Source organism: Williamsia maris (assembly GCF_024171815.1).
Lineage (GTDB): Bacteria > Actinomycetota > Actinomycetes > Mycobacteriales > Mycobacteriaceae > Williamsia_A > Williamsia_A maris.
On record NZ_JAMTCJ010000001.1, the window covers coordinates 744,726 to 762,519 of the forward strand.

Below are 17,794 nucleotides of genomic sequence, written 5' to 3' on the forward strand. Positions count from 1 at the left end.
GCGGCCGACGCGATATGAAAACGTAAAGATCGTGACCGATTCCGATCTGACCATGCGCCGCGCGACCGACGAGGACTGGCCTGCCATCATCGCCGCAGATGCGCGCGCTTTCGCGTTCATCCATCCGCTCGACGACGAGGCCCAGGCCGACATCCGCAGCAAGCTGCGCGACTCCGACGTGGTGGTGGTCTACGACGAGTCCGGATCAGCCGGTCCGGTGCTCGCCGGTGTGGCGATGTTCTATCGGATGACGCTCACCCTGCCCGGCGGCGTACGGACCGAACTCCCCGGACTGTCCTGGGTGTCGGTGGCGGCCACACATCGGCGACGCGGGATCCTGCGCCTGATGATCACCGAGCTCTTCGAGCAGTGGGAGCGCGAACAGAGCGCGTTCTCCATCCTCACCGCCAGCGAGGCGACCATCTACGAACGCTTCGGTTACGGTCCCGCCTGCTTCGAGGAGCAGGTGAGCATCGACCTCGCCAAGGCCGAACTGCGCGAACCCACCCCCGCCTACTCCCCGGTGCACTTCGCCGACGAGCAGCAGATCCGCGACATGGTCCCCGACCTGCACGACCGCTGGGCGTCGATGAGTCCCGGAGCGATCGTCCGCTCCCGGGTGTGGTGGAACATGATCTTCGCCGACCGCGAGATGCTGCGCGAGGGCCGCAGCGCGTTGCACTATCTGATCCATCCCGACGGCTACGCCAGCTACCGCATCCACCGCGACGAGCGGTCCGCGGTCGCCGAGGTCTCGGAGTTCATCGCGGTCACCGATCAGGCGCACACCGACCTGTGGCGCGTCCTGCTCGGACTCGACCTCATCCCCCGCATCACCGCGTCGATGCCCGTCGACGATCCGCTGCCGATGAAGCTGACCAACCTGCGCGCGCCGACGGTGACCGCGATCTCGGACTCGATGTGGTTGCGCATCCTCGACGTCCCCGCGGCGCTCGAGGCCCGCACGTACTCCGAGGACGTCGACGCGGTCCTCGAGATCACCGACACGTTCCGCGACAGCGGCGGTCGGTTCGCGTTCACCGTGCGCGACGGCGCGGCGACGGTGTCGGAGACCGAGGAACCGGCGACGGTCCGGATGGACATCTCGGTGTTGAGCAGCATCTACCTCGGCGGGTACCGCGCCACCGAGTTCGCCGCGGCCGACCGCCTCTGGGCGTCCGACCACACCACCCTGTGCGAGCTGGACCAGGCCTTCCTCACCGACCGGAAGCCGTTCTCCGGCACGTTCTTCTAGACGCGCACGTCCTGGTGGACGCCCACCTTGTGCAGCCCGATCCGACCGTGGTCGATCGTCGGGCGCAGGTGGTGCGCGCGCATCAACAGCGCGACACAGACCACCCCGGCGACCGCGGACACCGCCCCGCCGATCAACAGCGACGAGCGGGGTCCGTAGACGCCGGCCAGCCAGCCGAGCAGTGGGCTGCCCAGCGGGGTGCCGCCGAGGAAGCACAGCATGTAGATGCCCATCACCCGTCCGCGCATCGACGAGTCGACCGACAGCTGCACGATGTTCATCGCGGTGGTGCTGAAGGTGATCACCGCCGCGCCGGCCGGGATGAGCATGACCGCCACCAACCAGAACGTGGGCATCAATCCCACGACCACCTCGAGTACACCGAATGCGGTTGCCGCCGCGAGGAAGTGACGTAGACGGGCGGGCGACCGGCGCCGCGCCGCGAGCGTCGCACCGGCGAGGGTGCCCACGGCGAGCATCGTCGAGAGCAGGCCGTAGCCGCCCGCCGATCCGGCGAAGGTGTTGCGGGTGATCAGCGCGAGGGACAGCGGGAAGTTCATCCCGAACGTCGCGACCACGAACACCGTGGAGAGCACCACCACCAGATGCGGATGTCCACGGACATAGGCGATCCCGCTGCGCACCGACCCACGGCCTGCGGGTTTGTCCGAGCGGATCAGGTCGCCGGGCCGCATCATCAGCAGGCCGATGATGACCGCGACGAAGCTGACGACGTTGACCAGGAACACCGGTCCGGTGCCGATCAGGTTGATGAGAACACCGGCGATCGCGGGACCGATGATGCGGGCGAGGTTGAACGTCATCGAGTTCAGGGCAACGGCGTTCGGCAAATGTTCGGGGCCGACCATCTCGACGGCGAAGGACTGCCGGACCGGTGCGTCGATCGCCGAGATGGCCCCGAGCGCGAACGACAGGACGTACACCTGGCCCAGGGTGGCCAGGCCGAGGGTGTCCGACACCCCCAGGACGAGTGCACACACCGCCATGCCCACCTGGGTGCCCAGCAGGATGGTGCGTTTGTCGTACCGGTCGGCCAGTGCGCCCGCGGGCATCGACAGCACCGCCGTGGGACCGAACTGCAACGCCATGACGATGCCGACGGCGAGACCGTTGCCGCCGGAGAGATGCAGCACCAACCAGTCCTGGGCGATCCGCTGCATCCACGTGCCAACAAGTGAGACGACCTGGCCACTGGCCCAGAGTCGATAGTTGCGCACCCCGAGCGAGGAGAACATCAGGGGCAACGGCACACAGCAATGTTACCGCTGCTAAAAAGCGGATATTCCGGACGAGAGCCCCACGAGCCGGATCAGACGCCGGTCACCGCGGGGTGCGGGAGTCGGTCAGTCGCTGCTGGAGACGAGCGTGGACATGATCTCCACGGCCTTGCGCAGCGTGGTCAGATCGGCGCCGTCGAGCTTGCCGAGTTCGCCGCGCAGCCATTCCTCACGGGCATTGGCCTCGTCGGTGATGACCTCGTTGCCCAGATCCGACAGCGTGACGATGACCTGACGACCGTCGGTCGGGTGCGGATCTCGCTTGACCATCCCCAGGTCGGCCAGCGACGCGATGACACGGGTCATCGACGGCGGTTGGACGCGCTCCTGGGCCGCCATGGCACCCGGCGTCATCGGTCCCTCGCGCTGCAGCGTCGAGAGTGCGGACAGCTGGGTCAGCGACACCGTCGACGATGCGCGTCGGCCACGGAGGTGCCGGGCCAGCCGTACCACGGCCAAAGCCAGGTCACTGGCCAGTTTGTCGTCTTTGGCGTTCACGTCGTCAACAATAGGTCACGCAATGTGTATTGCACGCCGAACTAGCGATGTGGCGCGCTCACCGTCATGGTCACTCGCACTTGATCAACCGTCCAGTAGCGACTCGATCGGCCCCTTCGCGAAATACAGGACGAACAGGACGGCGACCACCCACAACAGCGGGTGGACCGATCGGATCCGGCCGCGCGCGGTCGCCAGGACCACCCAGGTGATGAAGCCGACGCCGATCCCGTTGGCGATCGAGTAGGTGAACGGCATGACGACGATGGTGAGGAAACACGGCAGCGCCACCTCGAAACGCGTCAGATCGATCGACCGGATCTGCGCGATCATCATGGCGCCCACCACGACCAGCGCCGGTGCGGCCGCCTCGAGGGGCACGACCGAGTACAGCGGCGTGAAGAACATCGCGACCAGGAACAGCAGGCCGGTGACGACGTTGGCGAGTCCGGTCCGGGCGCCCTCGGCGATACCCGAGGCCGATTCGACGAAGACGGTGTTCGACGACGAGGACGCGGCACCGCCGACGATCGCTCCCGCGCCCTCGACCACCAGCGCACGACCGACGTTGGGGAGATTGTCGTCCGGGTCGGTGAGACCGGCCTCCTTGCCGAGTCCGGTCATCGTGCCCATGGCGTCGAAGAAGTTCGACAGCACCAGCGCGAACACCAGTACCGACGCCGACAGGACGCCGATGCGGACGAACGCGCCGAAGATGCTGACGTCGCCGACCAGGCTGAGGTCGGGCAGACCGCCGACGCTGCCCGGCCACTGCGGGATGTTGAGGCTCCAGCCGGAACGGTCGGTGGTCGACGGTCCGAGGTCGGCGAACGACTGCACGATCATCGCGATCGCGGTGGTGACGACGATGCCGATCAGCAGCCCGCCACGGACCTTGCGCACGACCAGGATTCCCATCAGCAGCACACCGATGACGAAGATCAGGGCGGGCAGGGTGGTGATCGAGTTGCCGACGCCGAGGCCCACCGGGACGGTCGTGTCGGCGGCGTCCGGGACCCGGGTGACGAAACCGGAGTCGACCAGGCCGATGAACGCGATGAAGCAGCCGATGCCCGCGGCGATGGCCGCCTTGAGTTCCGGGGGAATGGCCGTGAAGACCCGTGTACGTAGGCCGGTGACAGCGAGCAGCACGATGATGATGCCGTCGATCACGACCAGACCCATCGCCTCCGGCCAGGTGACGTCGGGGACGATCGTCACCGCCAGCAGGCTGTTGATGCCCAGGCCGGTCGCGATCGCGAACGGGTAGTTGGCCACCACACCGAACAGGATCGACATCACTCCGGCCACCAGCGCCGTCACCGCGGCCACGGCGGCGATCGGCAGGATGTTGCCCAGCACGTCGGCGTTGCGATTGCTGCCCGCGACGCCGCCGATGATGATCGGGTTGAGCACCACGATGTAGGCCATCGTGAAGAACGTGACCAGTCCGCCGCGCATCTCGCGGCCGAACGTCGACTCCCGTTCGGTGATCTTGAAATATCGGTCGATGCGTCCCGTCACGGCGGTGGGGACGGCGACGGTGCGATCACTCAGCGACACGGGCGCAAACCTCTCTCGATGGGCTCGATCATTGTCCGGTGTGCGCCGGTGACCTTACCCTGGGCGCATGACCACTCCCCCGGATCCGGCCTCCAGTGGGCCTGCGCCCGCGGCCCTGCCCGCGTTACCGGCGTGGCTCGGTTCACCTCAGGTGGTGATCTACATCGGGATGCCGCTCTGGCTGGTCGCCACGATCGTCGTCGGGATCACCGGCGTCGGCACCACCACCACGTTCGTAAGCTGCCTGATCGGGCTCGGTGTCGGACTGTTCGGCACGTCGATCTTTCTCGTCCAGCGACGCGCCAGTCGACGCGGCGACCGGTCGGCGCAGCAGGGCCTGGGCTGAGCGCCTCTGCACCATGACCGCGACCCCGATCCAGACGAGGGCGAACAACCAGCCACCGACGACGTCGGACGCCCAGTGCACTCCCAGGTACACACGCGACGCCCCGATGAGCAGTGACGCCGCGGGCGCGATCCACAGGATCGCGCGATGGCGGCGGACCCATGGTGCGCTCTGCCAGAGGGACACCACGATCAGGCCCAGCACGATGCCCGACATCATCGCGTGGCCGGACGGGAACGCGTAGGTGTCGATGTCGACGAGGCGGTCGGCCTGCGGCGGCCGGTCCCGGGCGAACAGGTGCTTCAGGCCGACCATGACGAGATAGCCGGTCGCGGAGCCGATCACGATGAGCCACGCCTGCGAGCGTCGATGCGCTCGGGCGAACAGCAGGCCCGCGACGATCGCGATGATCGTCATGGCGAGGGTGTTTCCGACCGTGGTGATGACGTGGAACGGGGTGTCGAGCCAGTCGAGGCGGTGGTCGACCACCCAGTCGGTGATGTCGTGGTCGATCTCCAGTGCGGGGAACTGCATTCTGCTGGTGCCTAGGCCTTCGGTGTCGTCGGGGCGGGGGCGGGTGCGACGAGATGGTGGATCCCGGTGTCGTCGACCCACCAGTCGACGTCCACGACGTCACGTCGCTCACCGCGGCGCACCTCGATCCGCAGCCGGTCGTGGATCATCACCGCGCCCGAGGCGGCGGGCACACCCCGGGTGATCGCGTCGGCGAGCGCGGTGGGCGAATCGCGCCACGTGCTCGATCGCGCGTCGTGGTCGACGATCTCGGTGTGCAGTTCCTCGCTCGCGGTGGGGATGTCGAGGACCGTCGCCAGGCCGGCGGCGATGTCGGAGTCGATCGGCGGGGCGCAGATGACGGTCTCGGCCGGGTCGAGCACCTGCATCAGCCACGGGCGGTCGAGGACGAGCGCGGTGTCGGAGGTCGTGCCGGCCAGGGTGCGGACCGCGGTCGGTGCGTCGAGCCGGTCGAGGTCGATGATCCGCCGTCGGTGCGCGAGCACCAGCGCCGAATGCGCCTGGGCGGCAATGCCGGGCGCGATGACACGATCGGGGTCACCGAGGTGGCGCAACACGATCGCGGCGTGGTCGTCGGACTCGATCGTCGGTCCGGCCAGTGCGCCGGCGAATTTGTCGGCGTCGGGATGGTCGATCGGGTCGAGCAACCCGGACAGGTCGACATCGTCGGGAGCCCGGAGATGTCCGAGTGGTCGGCCGTCGATCTCGGCGAACGTCCGCAGCCACCAGGCGGTGTAGCCGGTGCGATCGGCCAGCGTGGCGGCGATCGCCGGGTCGTCGACCAGCAGACTCAGCGCGCGACGCCAGCGGTCCGGGTCGACGAGGTCGAGGTCACGGACGGCGGCCATCTGCTGCGGCTCGGTGTCGAGTGAGTCCCACCACCGGCTCTCGTCGGGCAGGTCGTGGTCGGGGCCGGCCGGGAGCTCGTCGGTGATCAGCGTGAAACCCCATCCGATCCCGATGCGGCGCAACACCTCCGGTCCGTGACGGTGGACCGTGGCCGCGTCGACGATGCCGAACGGCGAGTCGGTCGCGAGTACCGACGCGACCGGACTGTCCGGGAGCAGCAGCTCGTCCGCGGGCCGCAGCTCGTCGTCGGTGTCGGGGACGAGGAGCCCGCCGAGCCAGTCCGGTACCGGTGCGTGCGGGTCGGTCGCGAGCAGCGCCAGCACCTCCTCGGTCACCGCATCGTCGTCGGCGGTGTCGATGGCGGCGCGCAGAGCCGGGTCGTCGACGATCTCGCCGACGGTCATCCGCCGGGCGCCGAGCCGTTCCAGCAACGGATGCGCGGCGTCGGGGTGCACGGTCGGCAGCCACGAGATCGCCACGCCCGGTACGTCGTCCGAGGTCCACTCGTGGCGGTCGGCGATCACCAGACCGCGGGCGCCGATGGACACCCGCCCGTCCGAGCGGGGGACCGGGATCGCGCCGATCTCCCCGGCGGTTCGGTCGTCGACGATGAGCGGGGTGAGCGCGTCGTAGAGCGAACTCCACCACGACGGTTCGCGCGTCATCCCGGTGAGGCGCTCGACGACATCGGCCAGGGTGATCTGCTCCACGTGCAGCGATCGCAGTGCCGGCAATGATGCGTTGTCGGACAACGCCGGGTGCACCAATCCGTCGAGTACGTCGGCGAGCAACGTGCCCAGGCCCTCGGTGAGACCGGCCAGGACCACGGCCCGGTCGGGTTGTGCCAGAGCATCATCCGCGGTGGGCAACCACCGGGACCCGATGAGGTCGTCCAGCACGGCAGTGCGCAACGCGTCGTCGACCCGGCCCGCTGCGAAACCCGGTGTCGGCACGACGGCAAGACGCTCGACGGGGTCCAGGGCCAGGGCCAGATGATGGTATCCCGTTGCGACACGGCCGATGTCGGCCTCGGGGTGCAGACCGCGTCGGTCGGGGGTGAGCGCTACGTCGGCGATGCACAGTGCCGGCAGGGTCAGCTCGACGTCGGTGCGGGTAGGGGCGTGCAGCACCTCGCCGCGCACCGGGCGGGGGCGGTTCGGGCTTCCGGGCATCAGCCATCGCGCGTGGGGTGCGGAGACCTGGACCCACGACCGGTCTCCGACGGAGACGGTGTCGACACCGTCTGTGGTGGTGATCGTCCGCTCGAGGCGTCGGCCACCGCAGGTGATCGTCCGCAGCGCGGTCAGTTCGAGCAGCAGGGTCTCGATCTGTGCGTCCATGTCGGCGACGAGGTCGGCCGCGTCGAGACCGGGCCGGAGTCCGATGACGACCTCGGTGTCGAAACCTGCTGCGGGAGGGATCGGATCGGGCCAGGGAAGGCGGAGCATCGGTACGCGGTCGTCGGCCGGGATGCCGGTGTCGGCGAGCGCCTCGGCGGTCCGTCGCGTCCCGAACACCACCCCGCCGTAGGCGGAGCGGATGGCGACCTCGACACCGACCGCGGCGACCGCGCTGAACCCGACCCCGAATCGACCCACCGACGCGTGCGCAGACGGGTCCGGGCCGGGCGTTTTCGCCGACACCCGCAGCGCGGCGAGCGCAGAAACGCCCGACGCATTCAGCGGCGCACCGGTGTTCGCGATGTGCAGGAGGTTGTCGGGCGTGGCCCAGATGGAGAGCTCGCCGTCATCGTCGACGGCCGCGTCGGCGGCGTTGGCCGCGAGCTCGGTGAGGAGTCGGTCGCGGTAACCGATCTCGACGAGATCGGACTCGGAGGCCGCGTCCTCGGCGAGACGGGTGGCCGAGAGGCGCCAGGACTCGAGAACCCCGTATCGGATCGTGGCGGTGTCGAACGGATCGAGCTCGGCCACGTCGGAGGTGGTCAGTCGCTCGCGGCGACGATCTCGATGGCGCCGTCGTCGTAGGCATCGTACGCGGGTGAGCCCTCACCGGACGGCGCCTCGGCGTCGGAGTGTGCCCCGCAACCGAATTCGGCCGACACGACCTGGCCGTCGGAGGCGTACTCGTTGGCGCAGACACCGAAGGCGACGCGCAGCGACCCGGCCACCGGCATGTAGAAACCGCAGGTGCCGCAGTGCAGTCGGCTGGCCGTCGCCATGTCGGAGTCGGGTCCGTGCGGGCCGTCGTACCAGCGCTGAGCGGCCTCGTCGCGACCCTCCCGGCTGAGCACGCGGTTGCGTCCGAGTCCGAGTTCGAGGGCCACGTCGGACACCTCGTCGAGGTCGCCGGTCGCGGTCAGCTCGGCGGTGTCGATGTGGTTGGGCACCAGACGCACATCGTCGGCAGGCGCGGCGAGCACGTCGCCTGGGCCGAGATCGCCCGGCGCGATGCGCTCGATCCAGGGGACCCAGGAAGGAGCGGTCAGTGCGTCGCCGCCGGGCAGGAGCGCGATCTCGCTGACCGTGATCTCGCCGGGGCCGGACTCGGTGTCGGGGTAGGACGCCAGCACGGCGCACCACACCCATCCGCGGTACCCGGTGATGTCGGCCTCGAAGTAGTGCGTGACGGTGCAGTCGCCCTCGGTCACCGCGCGGATGTGCGCGCCGACCGCGCCCTCGTCGGATGCCTCCACCGCCGACCGGGCCACATCGACGGCAGCGGTCAACCGGGCCTCGAGGTCAGCAGGCATGTCGCTGCCCGCCGAATCGATGGCAGCCGGGCTTGTCACAGTATCCACTCCCCTATTCTGCCGTATACCGGCCGACACAGGGTGTTGCGGGTTGGTGGCTGTCTGGGGATAGGGAACAATCGACACGGTGAACCGACCCCACCAGCGTCGCGTACCGCGACCCACGCCCCGCAGCGGCCGTGCTCCCGGTGGAACACCGACGGGTCGGCCCGCCGAAACACATCGGATGCCGACGGGCGAACACCCCGGAGCGGCCAACTATCCCGCCGACTCCCCTCACCGCGCGTCGGCCTACCGTCCGCCGCCGACCCACAACCCGCATCTCGATCCACTGGATCCCGCCGACGGCCATCCCGGGGCGGGCGACCGCCGTCCCCCGGTCGGCACCGGTCCCGGCGATGCCCCCGCACCCGATGCGTCGCGGGCGATGCCCCGCAAGCTGACCGTCACACGGGTCGCGGCGTTCCGCGGGCGTGAGCTGACGTCGAAGGGCATCGGCAGGATCCACCGCGCCGCCACCGCCGACGGCGCCGACCGCTCGGGTCTGACCGCACTGACCTATCCGACGATCGTGAACTTCGCCGTCGACGCCGCGATGACCGTGGCGCTGGCCAACACCCTGTTCTTCGCCGCCGCCAGCGCGGAGTCGAAGGGCAAGGTCGCGTTGTATCTGATGTTGACGATCGCGCCGTTCGCACTGATCGCACCGCTGATCGGTCCGGCCCTCGACCGCTTCCAGAAGGGACGACGCATCGCGATGGCGTCGACCTTCGGTGTCCGTGTGGTGTTGGCGCTGCTGATCATGGCCAACTGCGGGTGGGACTCCGCATCCAACCAACTCGTCTACGACCCCTGGGTGCTCTATCCCTGCGCGCTCGGACTCCTGGTGCTGTCCAAGTCGTTCGGCGTACTGAAGTCCGCGGTCACCCCGCGGGTGCTGCCACCGACGATCGACCTCGTCCGGGTCAACTCACGACTGACGACGTTCGGTCTCGTCGGCGGGACGATCGTGGGCGGCGGGCTCGCCGCACTGTTCGAGACCCTGCTGGGCCGGTTCCTGCCCCTGCACCTGCCGGGAGCGATGGTGTTCCTCGCGATCATCGCCACCGCCGGAGCGGTGCTGTGCATGCGCATCCCGTCCTGGGTGGAGGTCACCGAGGGCGAGATCCCGGCGACGTTCACCTATCACGGCGAGCCCGAGGCGCAGCCGGGCAAGCAGAAGACCTTCACGCCGGCCGCACTGGCCGCCAAGATGCGACAGCCGTTGGGCCGCAACGTCCTCACCGGACTATGGGGCAACGCGACCATCCGCATCCTCACGGGATTTTTGGTGCTGTACATCGCGTTCTACGCGAAATCGAACCAGGGCACCCATTCCGGGTGGATGCAGTTCGCGCTCCTCGGCGCGGTCGGTGCCGCCGCGGGCGTCGGCAACTTCGTCGGCAATGCCACCGGCACCCGACTCGAACTCAAGAACCCGCAACGGATCGTCGTGCTGGTGACCGCCGCGAGTCTCGTGGTGGCCGTACTCGCCGCCGTCTTCGGGTCGATCCTCTTCGCCGCGCTCGCCGCGTTGGTCGCCTCGGGGACCAGCGCGATCGGCAAGGTGTGCCTGGACTCGTCGATCCAGGACGACCTGCCCGAGGAGTCCCGCGCCTCGGCGTTCGGGCGGTCGGAGTCGGTGCTCCAGCTGTCGTGGGTGCTCGGTGCCGCGCTCGGGGTGTTGCTGCCGCCGACACTGTGGATCGGGTTCACCGTCGTCTCGGTGCTGCTCGCCCTCGGGTTCGCACAGACCGCCATCACCAACCGCGGTTCGACGCTCGTCCCCGGCTTCGGCGGCAAACGACCCGACCAGGCGATGCCGACCGGCAGCATTCGCGTGGACCCGCACATGACCCGACCCCGACCGTCGCACCCCGACACCCGGGTCGACACCCACGAGAACGGATTCTGACCGCACCGTGTTCACCCTCAAGGCAGGCGAGAAGAAGTTCCTCGCCATCGCCACCATCGTCGCCCTCGTCTTCGTCGCCGTGGTCGGCTCCGCGGTCGCCCTGCTCGTCATCAACAACGACCATGACGAGGTGCCCTACCTGCAGGCGACGACCGGCACGACCCTCGTGCACGTCGAACCGACCATCCTGTGCGAGATCGATCTGTCGAACTGCAAGAAGGGCGCCGAGGACACGTTCGCGCCGCGCGTCCCGGTACCCGCCGGCGAGTCGATCATCGTGTCGTTGTCCAGCGGCATCTTCGACGCACCGTGGGCCCTGACGCTGGAGTTCTTGACGCCCAAGGGTTTCGAGCAGCAGCCCCCGGAGTTCTTCGCGCCGGACGAGAAGTACTCGTTCACGGTGCGCTCGACCAAAGAACGCCTGCTCACCAACATCGAGGTCCGTCTACCGTCGGGACGTACCGACACCGCAGGGGCTCCGATCACCAGAGGCTTCTGGTCGATCAACACCCTGCCCGAGGGCACGCAGGTCCCGGCACAGAGCTAGTCGCCTGAGCCGACTGTGGGGAAACCGTCAGCAGAGCCGATGCCCAGGCGCCGTCATCGACTACACGGAAACTCGCCACACGCGCTGACTGTGTGGAAACGGTCGTCGAGTGTGCTCGCAGCGGCAGGTGACATCACCTCAAGACAGCGCACACTCGACGATCGGCTTCCGCACCGTCGGCGGCTCTCGGCCGACCACCATACGAGTGTCAGACGCTGGCGGTGCGGAAGCCCCGCATCGAGTGTGCGCAGTTCACGAGACGGACTCACCCCACGCCGACAGCACACTCGATGCGCGTTTCCACACAGTCAGCAAAGCCAATGCCCAGGCGCCGTCAACGACTAACCGGAAACTTTCCACACGCGCTGACTGTGTGGAAACGGTCGTCGAGTGTGCTCACAGCGGCACCTGACATGACCTCGAGACAGCGCACACTCGACGACCGGCTTCCGCACCGTCGGCGGCTCTCCGCCGACCACCACACGAGTTTCAGACGCTGACGGTGCACATCGACGCAACAGCTCCGTGACCGATCGCTACACAGTCAGCCGATTCAGTGCTCGAGCTCCTTGGCAACCGCTCGGACGACCTCGGAGATGCGTTGCGCGGTCTTGCGGTCCGGGTACTTGCCGTGGCGCAGATCGGGCTGGATCTTGTTCTCGAGCAGGGTGATCAGATCGGCGACCATGCCGTGCAGCTCGTCGGGTGAGTGCCGCTTGACCGGCTCGCGGGCCGCCGCGGCCGCCTCGCGCGCGTTCTTCGCGACGCTGGGCGCGGGCTCGAGCACCGTCACCGACAAAGCCTGCGGACCACGCCGGCCCGCGGCCATGCCGAACTCGACACGCTGTCCGGGCTTGAGCGCCTCGACACCGCCCGCGAGAGCGCTCGAACGCACGTAGACGTCCTCGCCGTCCTCCTGCGACAGGAAGCCGAAGCCCTTCTCCGCGTCGTACCACTTCACCTTGCCGGTTGGCACCGAACTCACCCTCAACTTTTGTCTGTGTCGGATCGTGCCGGGATGCGTCGACGACGAACCACGGCACGAATAAAGCGCCCGACGTGGCGACCTGGGTCCCACACGTCGGAGCGCTACGCCACCATTCTACGCAAGGAATGTCCAGGTTTTTACGCGACCGAGCTCCCAGGTGCCCGCCGCGCGGAGTTCGGTTGGCAGGTGGTGCGTGCCCTGCTCTACCGTCATCGGTATGCCTGGACAACCTGGGGATCGTCTGCTGTACGCAGCTCTGGTCCTGTTCGCGGTCGGCGTCGTGGCCATCATCACGATGTTCGCCTACCCGGCCCTCGCCGACGGCGACCGTGCCCCCATCGGGGTCTATCTCCTCACGCTGGGAACACCGATTGGCTTCGTGCTGGCCATCGTGTTCGCCCTGCGATCGGGTCGGAGGCAGCGATGAGCGTCGAACCGATCGATCTGGCCCCCGCCACGGACGGCGATGCCCTGCGCGCCGCCTACAGCTGTTTCCCGTCCGGGGTGGTCGCGGTCTGTGCGCAGATCGACTCGACGCCGGTGGGCATGGCCGCGAGCTCGTTCGCGACCGTCTCCCTCGACCCGCCGTTGGTGTCGTTGTGCGTCCAGCACACCTCGAGCACCTGGCCGAAGCTGCGAGATGCGCCGCGGATCGGGGTCAGCGTCTTCGCGGCCAGCCAGGATCTGCTGTGTCGGCAACTCGCCGGTTCCGCCGACCGCAGGTTCGACGGCATCGACCCGCAGGTCAGCGACAACGGCGCACTGTTCATCCCGGGAGCGGCCGCGGTGCTGTCGTGCAGCCTCTACAACGAGTTCCCCGCGGGCGACCACAACCTGGTGCTGCTCGAGATCGAGGCCCTGAGCGCCGACCCGACGATCGAACCGCTGGTGTTCCACGCAAGCACCTTCCGAGCCCTCGAGGCGCGCGCCTGATCGGCACCCGTCAGTAGGCTGGGAACATGACAGCCATCGCCCTGGGTATGCCCTCGGGCATACGACGTGGGACCGACGCGGACGACACCGACGTGCCGGGCACGTCCGGTATGCCGACGTCGGGACCGATGCTGGACACGTTCGGTCGCACGACCCGCGATCTGCGGGTCTCGCTCACCGATCGCTGCAATCTGCGTTGCACCTACTGCATGCCCGCCGAGGGCCTCGACTGGCTGCCGCGCTCGGAGGTGCTCGACACCGCCGAGCTGGTCCGTCTGATCGGCATCGCCGTGGGCGACCTGGGTGTGACCGCGATCCGTTTCACCGGCGGCGAACCCCTGCTTCGCAAGGACCTCCCCGAGATCATCGAGGCCGTCGCGCGTCTCGACCCCCGCCCCGAGATGGCGGTCACGACGAACGGACTCGGACTGCGCCGCCACGCGTCCCGGCTGGCCGCCGCCGGACTCGACCGGGTCAACGTCTCGCTCGACACCCTCGACCGCGACCGCTTCGCCGCCATCACCCGCCGCGACCGTCTCGACGATGTCCTCGACGGGTTGGCGGCCGCACGTGAGGCCGGACTGTCCCCGGTGAAGATCAACGCCGTCCTGAGCCCGGACGGCGGACTCGACGACGCCCCCGAACTGCTGCGGATGTGCCTGGACAACGGCTACGCCCTGCGCATCATCGAGCAGATGCCCCTCGACGCCGGACACACGTGGTCACGGTCGGAGATGATCACCGCCGACATGGTCTACGACCGGCTCGCCGACGAGTTCGACCTCGTCGCCGACCCGCGGCCCCGTGGCTCGGCACCCGCGGAGACCTGGGTCGTACGCGGCCACCAGATGCCCGGACGCGACGGCGGGATGGTCGACGCCCGGGTGGGCATCATCGCATCGGTGACCCGACCGTTCTGCGGCGACTGCGACCGGACCCGACTCACCGCGGACGGCGCGCTGCGCACGTGCTTGTTCTCGACCACCGAGACCGATCTACGCGGCCTGCTGCGCGGAGGTGCCGACGACGCCGAGATCGCGTTGGCCTGGCGCCGCGCCACGTGGGGCAAGCTGCCCGGCCACGCGATCAACGACCCGTCGTTCCTGCAGCCGACGCGGCCGATGTCGGCCATCGGCGGCTGAGGTGACCATCGATGCCACCGACAGTCCGGTGCAGCGCATCGAGGTCCGGTTCTTCGCCGCCGCCAAGGCTGCGGCCGGTCGCGCGCACGACGTCGTCGAACTCCCTCACGACGCCACCGTCGGTGATCTGGAGGCCGCGCTCGGGACGGGCAATGCCGACCTCGCGCGCGTTCTGCTCCGCTGCTCGTATCTGCGCGACTCGGTCGCCGTCCGTGACCGCGGCAGGGCCCTTGCGCCGTGCTCGGTGATCGAGGTTCTGCCGCCGTTCGCCGGTGGCTGAACCGTCGTCCCCGCGGACCGAGTTGCGCTCTGCGAAACTCGTATTCCCGCTCCCGGACATCATCCGATCGGATGACGTGTGGCGTTGGTCACATCACAGAACGGTCACAGGTAGGACACGAACCAGCTGTCAGCCCCGTGGCCTGCAGGGACTCCGGGGTACTCGGCGAGACCAGACCGCGACACTTCGAATCCTTTGCGCGACGAACGTATGACACCTGCGCACGGACCACGTAGCGTCTGCGACGGCTGCACCTGCTGCCACACCCGAAACACAAACTCCCCGTCCTCCGCGCCAAACCTCGTTCCGTGGACAGGGTCACCGATCACGAATTCAGGAACGAGGGCGGGGGACCCACATCTCCTCCAGAGAACCGGGATCCCGGCGAGTCATCGCCGAGATTCCTTGGGGTGAAGCTCCACTTGTGGAGCCGGGCAACCTCTCAGCCCGAACCCGACAGCTCACTTCGTCGGCGCGTGGAGAGAGGAATACCTTTTATGTCCGGACGTCATCGCAAACCGACCTCCACCACCCGTACCGTTGCTCGCGTAGCGGTCACCTCCGCTGTTCTCGGCGGCGGCGCCAGCATGCTTCTGGGGGTCGGCAACGCAGCTGCAGCCACCGATTCCGAGTGGAGCCAGGTCGCACAGTGTGAGTCGGGCGGCAACTGGGGGATCAACACCGGCAACGGTTACCAGGGCGGGCTGCAGTTCAGCCCCAGCACCTGGGCCGGCCACGGTGGTACCCAGTTCGCGCCCTCGGCCAACCAGGCCACCAAGGAACAGCAGATCGCAGTCGCCGAGAAGGTCCTCGCGGGCCAGGGCAAGGGCGCATGGCCGGTGTGTGGCACCGGTCTCGGCGCGCCGACCCCCCGCAGCACCACCCCGGTCGACCTGCCGAAGCTGCCGAGCGTGAAGGCGCCGGAGCTCAAGACCCCGGAGGCACCGGCCGCTCAGTCCGAGGCCAACAAGAAGGTCGACGAGGCACTCGCCGAGCAGAAGGTCGACCCCGCGGTCACCGCGCTCTGGGAGCAGGCCAAGAAGAGCGGCGTTCAGCTCGACGACGGCCAGCTCGCGCTGTTCAACCAGTTCAAGGGACTGCTGCCCTGATCTGACGCACCGCGTCGATCACACAGACGAAGGGCCCCGCACGAGGACATCGATCCCGTGCGGGGTCCTTTTCCAATTCTCCGGCCGCCGACCGCACGCTCGGCGGGTGGTTACGGCACGCTCGGCGGGGCGGGCGTCAGGCCGAGCCGACCCATTCGTCGCTGCCGTCGGCGAAGATCTGGTGTTTCCAGACAGGTAGCGCGTCCTTGACCTCGTCGACCATCCGCGCACACGTCGCGAACGCCGCACCGCGGTGATCGGCCGCGACCGCGACCACCAGGGCCGCGTCACCGATCTCCAGGTCGCCGACCCGATGCGACACCGCGACGGCTCGCACGCCCTCCGCAGACGCGGCGACCTCGGCGACGACCCGGGCGATGACCTCGTCCGCGCTCGGATGCGCGGTGTAGTGCAGCGCGCCCACGTCGCGACCACCGTCGTGGTTGCGTACGGCGCCCACGAAGTCGACGACGGCTCCCGCGGCGCCCTCGGATGCCGTCTCCACCGCGACCCGGTGCTCATCGACATCGAGCGGCGCCTCGGTGACCACGGCGCGCACCACGACCGCAGCCATCAGTGGTCGCCGCCGGCGATCTGGTCGAGCGCGTGGGCGAGCACGGGTTCGAGTACGGCGAGTCCGTCGCGGACACCACCGGTCGACCCGGGCAGGTTCACGATCAGGGTTCGCCCCGCGACTCCGGCGACACCGCGCGACAGGATGGCCGTGGGCACCGCATCGGAGCCGGCGGCCCGGACCGCGTCGGCGAGTCCGGGGATCTCCATCTCGATGACAGCGCGGGTCTGTTCCGGCGTCACGTCGGTGGGACTGAGCCCCGTGCCGCCCGTGGTGATGATGAGCGACACCCGCGCGGCGACACCTTCGCGCAGCAGATGACCGACATCGTCGCCGTCCGGGACCACCGACACCGCGTCCACCGCGATGTCGTGCGCGGTCAGCCAGTCGGCGATCACAGGACCGGTCCGGTCGGGATAGGTGCCCGCCGCGGCGCGCGTCGAGGCCACGACAACCCGGGCGGTACGACGATCAGCCACGGGTCCAGTGTCCGTGCTTGCCGCCGAGCTTCTCGACCAGGCGCACGTCGTCCATGCGGGCACGCGGATCGAGGGCCTTGACCATGTCGTGCAGGGTGAGCCCGGCGACGGCGACGGCGGTGAGCGCTTCCATCTCGACCCCGGTGCGGTCGGTGGTCTGCGCGGTGGCCTGTACGTCGATGCTGTCGGCGGCGATGTCGAACTCGACGGTGACCGACGAGAGAGCCACCTGGTGGCACAGCGGGATCAGGTCGGGTGTGTGTTTGGCGCCCATGATCGCGGCGACGCGGGCGGTGGCCAGCGCATCGCCCTTGGCGAGGGTGCCGTCGGAGAGGTGGCCGATGACCTCGGCGGTCGTGCGGAACGTTCCCGCGGCGACGGCGGTCCGGTGGGTCACCGACTTGCCGCCGACATCGACCATCCGGGCCGCGCCCGAGGAATCGATGTGCGTCAGACCGCCCGTCGAGTCGCCCTCAGGACTCGTCGACTCGGAGTCGGGCACCGATCAGCGATTGACGTGGGTCTCGGGGTGCACGTACGAGAGGTGCTCGACGGGCAGGGGGAACTCGACGTCACCGAACGGGGAGAGCGCACCGGAGATGCTGGCCGCGAACTCCGACACCGCGTGCTCGTGATCACCGTCATCCGACTGGGGCCAGCCGTTGTCGACATACCGCTTCTTTTCAGCCACGTCGGTCATTCTGCCATGACCCCCATCTGGTCGGTGTCACAGCC

General features: G+C 68.7%; 19 protein-coding genes, 1 pseudogene and 1 riboswitch. Of the genes and pseudogenes, 9 read left to right on the forward strand and 11 right to left on the reverse strand.

Annotated elements, in window-relative coordinates:
* The first annotated feature begins 52 nt into the window (after positions 1-52).
* Entirely contained in the window at positions 53-1,255 is a 1,203-nt protein-coding gene (locus tag LX13_RS03470; protein ID WP_253660556.1) for a GNAT family N-acetyltransferase, read from the forward strand.
* Here the strand turns inward: LX13_RS03470 and LX13_RS03475 are convergent.
* The 3 genes from LX13_RS03475 to LX13_RS03485 form a co-directional block, all read right to left on the reverse strand.
* On the reverse strand, positions 1,252-2,511 hold the full coding sequence (locus LX13_RS03475; protein ID WP_253660557.1) for an MFS transporter: 1,260 nt from the start codon (positions 2,509-2,511) through the stop codon (positions 1,252-1,254). The genes LX13_RS03470 and LX13_RS03475 overlap by 4 nt on opposite strands.
* Before the next feature lie 108 nt (positions 2,512-2,619).
* A complete protein-coding gene (locus LX13_RS03480) occupies positions 2,620-3,051 on the reverse strand; it encodes an Rv0880 family HTH-type transcriptional regulator (RefSeq protein WP_253659897.1) in 432 nt (143 codons plus the stop codon).
* Between the two features lie 84 nt (positions 3,052-3,135).
* Positions 3,136-4,575, reverse strand: a complete 1,440-nt coding sequence (locus LX13_RS03485; protein ID WP_253660558.1) for an NCS2 family permease — start codon at positions 4,573-4,575, stop codon at positions 3,136-3,138.
* Between the two features lie 208 nt (positions 4,576-4,783).
* On the opposite strand from LX13_RS03485, the gene LX13_RS23395 reads away from it, so the two are divergent.
* Positions 4,784-4,960, forward strand: coding sequence for a DUF2530 domain-containing protein (locus tag LX13_RS23395; RefSeq protein ID WP_308214714.1), 177 nt, complete (start codon positions 4,784-4,786; stop codon positions 4,958-4,960).
* An 18-nt stretch (positions 4,961-4,978) separates the two neighbouring features.
* Here the strand turns inward: LX13_RS23395 and LX13_RS23140 are convergent.
* From LX13_RS23140 to LX13_RS03505, 3 genes and pseudogenes are all read right to left on the reverse strand, one after another.
* Positions 4,979-5,494 (reverse strand): annotated as a pseudogene (locus LX13_RS23140) (phosphatase PAP2 family protein); the annotation flags it as partial.
* 11 nt (positions 5,495-5,505) lie between these two features.
* Entirely contained in the window at positions 5,506-8,274 is a 2,769-nt protein-coding gene (locus LX13_RS03500) for a sacsin N-terminal ATP-binding-like domain-containing protein (RefSeq protein ID WP_253659899.1), read from the reverse strand.
* Between the two features lie 11 nt (positions 8,275-8,285).
* Positions 8,286-9,053: a DUF3027 domain-containing protein gene (locus LX13_RS03505; protein WP_253660559.1), complete on the reverse strand. Its 768-nt coding sequence runs from the start codon at positions 9,051-9,053 to the stop codon at positions 8,286-8,288.
* 226 nt (positions 9,054-9,279) lie between these two features.
* Between LX13_RS03505 and LX13_RS03510 the strand changes: the two genes are divergently transcribed.
* Together LX13_RS03510 and LX13_RS03515 are read left to right on the forward strand one after the other, a co-directional pair.
* A complete protein-coding gene (locus LX13_RS03510) occupies positions 9,280-11,007 on the forward strand; it encodes an MFS transporter (protein ID WP_253659900.1) in 1,728 nt (575 codons plus the stop codon).
* A gap of 7 nt (positions 11,008-11,014) precedes the next feature.
* Positions 11,015-11,554: a DUF2771 family protein gene (locus tag LX13_RS03515; protein ID WP_253659901.1), complete on the forward strand. Its 540-nt coding sequence runs from the start codon at positions 11,015-11,017 to the stop codon at positions 11,552-11,554.
* Positions 11,555-12,107: 553 nt separating this feature from the next.
* Here the strand turns inward: LX13_RS03515 and LX13_RS23145 are convergent.
* Positions 12,108-12,530, reverse strand: a complete 423-nt coding sequence (locus tag LX13_RS23145) for a cold-shock protein (protein WP_188491201.1) — start codon at positions 12,528-12,530, stop codon at positions 12,108-12,110.
* 229 nt (positions 12,531-12,759) lie between these two features.
* Between LX13_RS23145 and LX13_RS03525 the strand changes: the two genes are divergently transcribed.
* From LX13_RS03525 to LX13_RS03545, 5 genes are all read left to right on the forward strand, one after another.
* The gene (locus LX13_RS03525; RefSeq protein WP_253659902.1) at positions 12,760-12,969 is read left to right on the forward strand and encodes a hypothetical protein; all 210 of its coding nucleotides are present in this window, start codon (positions 12,760-12,762) and stop codon (positions 12,967-12,969) included.
* Positions 12,966-13,475, forward strand: a complete 510-nt coding sequence (locus tag LX13_RS03530) for a flavin reductase family protein (RefSeq protein WP_253659903.1) — start codon at positions 12,966-12,968, stop codon at positions 13,473-13,475. Before LX13_RS03525 ends, LX13_RS03530 begins: the two co-directional genes overlap by 4 nt.
* A 110-nt stretch (positions 13,476-13,585) precedes the next feature.
* The gene (gene moaA, locus LX13_RS03535; RefSeq protein ID WP_253660560.1) at positions 13,586-14,617 is read left to right on the forward strand and encodes a GTP 3',8-cyclase MoaA; all 1,032 of its coding nucleotides are present in this window, start codon (positions 13,586-13,588) and stop codon (positions 14,615-14,617) included.
* Between the two features lies 1 nt (position 14,618).
* Positions 14,619-14,897 (forward strand): MoaD/ThiS family protein, encoded by a 279-nt coding sequence (locus LX13_RS03540; protein ID WP_253659904.1) that lies wholly within the window; start codon positions 14,619-14,621, stop codon positions 14,895-14,897.
* A gap of 309 nt (positions 14,898-15,206) precedes the next feature.
* Positions 15,207-15,388: riboswitch (cyclic di-AMP (ydaO/yuaA leader) on the forward strand.
* Between the two features lie 6 nt (positions 15,389-15,394).
* A complete protein-coding gene (locus tag LX13_RS03545; protein ID WP_253659905.1) occupies positions 15,395-16,006 on the forward strand; it encodes a transglycosylase family protein in 612 nt (203 codons plus the stop codon).
* Between the two features lie 136 nt (positions 16,007-16,142).
* Here LX13_RS03545 and LX13_RS03550 read toward each other — a convergent pair whose 3' ends face one another.
* From LX13_RS03550 to LX13_RS03565, 4 genes are read right to left on the reverse strand one after another with little or no spacing between them, the layout of a single operon-like run.
* Positions 16,143-16,580, reverse strand: a complete 438-nt coding sequence (locus tag LX13_RS03550; RefSeq protein WP_253659906.1) for a molybdenum cofactor biosynthesis protein MoaE — start codon at positions 16,578-16,580, stop codon at positions 16,143-16,145.
* Entirely contained in the window at positions 16,580-17,059 is a 480-nt protein-coding gene (locus LX13_RS03555; protein ID WP_253659907.1) for a MogA/MoaB family molybdenum cofactor biosynthesis protein, read from the reverse strand. The genes LX13_RS03550 and LX13_RS03555 overlap by 1 nt, the downstream gene beginning before the upstream one ends.
* Entirely contained in the window at positions 17,052-17,561 is a 510-nt protein-coding gene (gene moaC, locus LX13_RS03560) for a cyclic pyranopterin monophosphate synthase MoaC (RefSeq protein WP_308214704.1), read from the reverse strand. Before moaC ends, LX13_RS03555 begins: the two co-directional genes overlap by 8 nt.
* 3 nt (positions 17,562-17,564) lie before the next feature.
* Positions 17,565-17,759 carry a hypothetical protein gene (locus LX13_RS03565; protein WP_253659908.1) on the reverse strand — a complete coding sequence of 65 codons (195 nt, stop codon included), beginning with the start codon at positions 17,757-17,759 and terminating at the stop codon, positions 17,565-17,567.
* Positions 17,760-17,794: the final 35 nt, after the last annotated feature.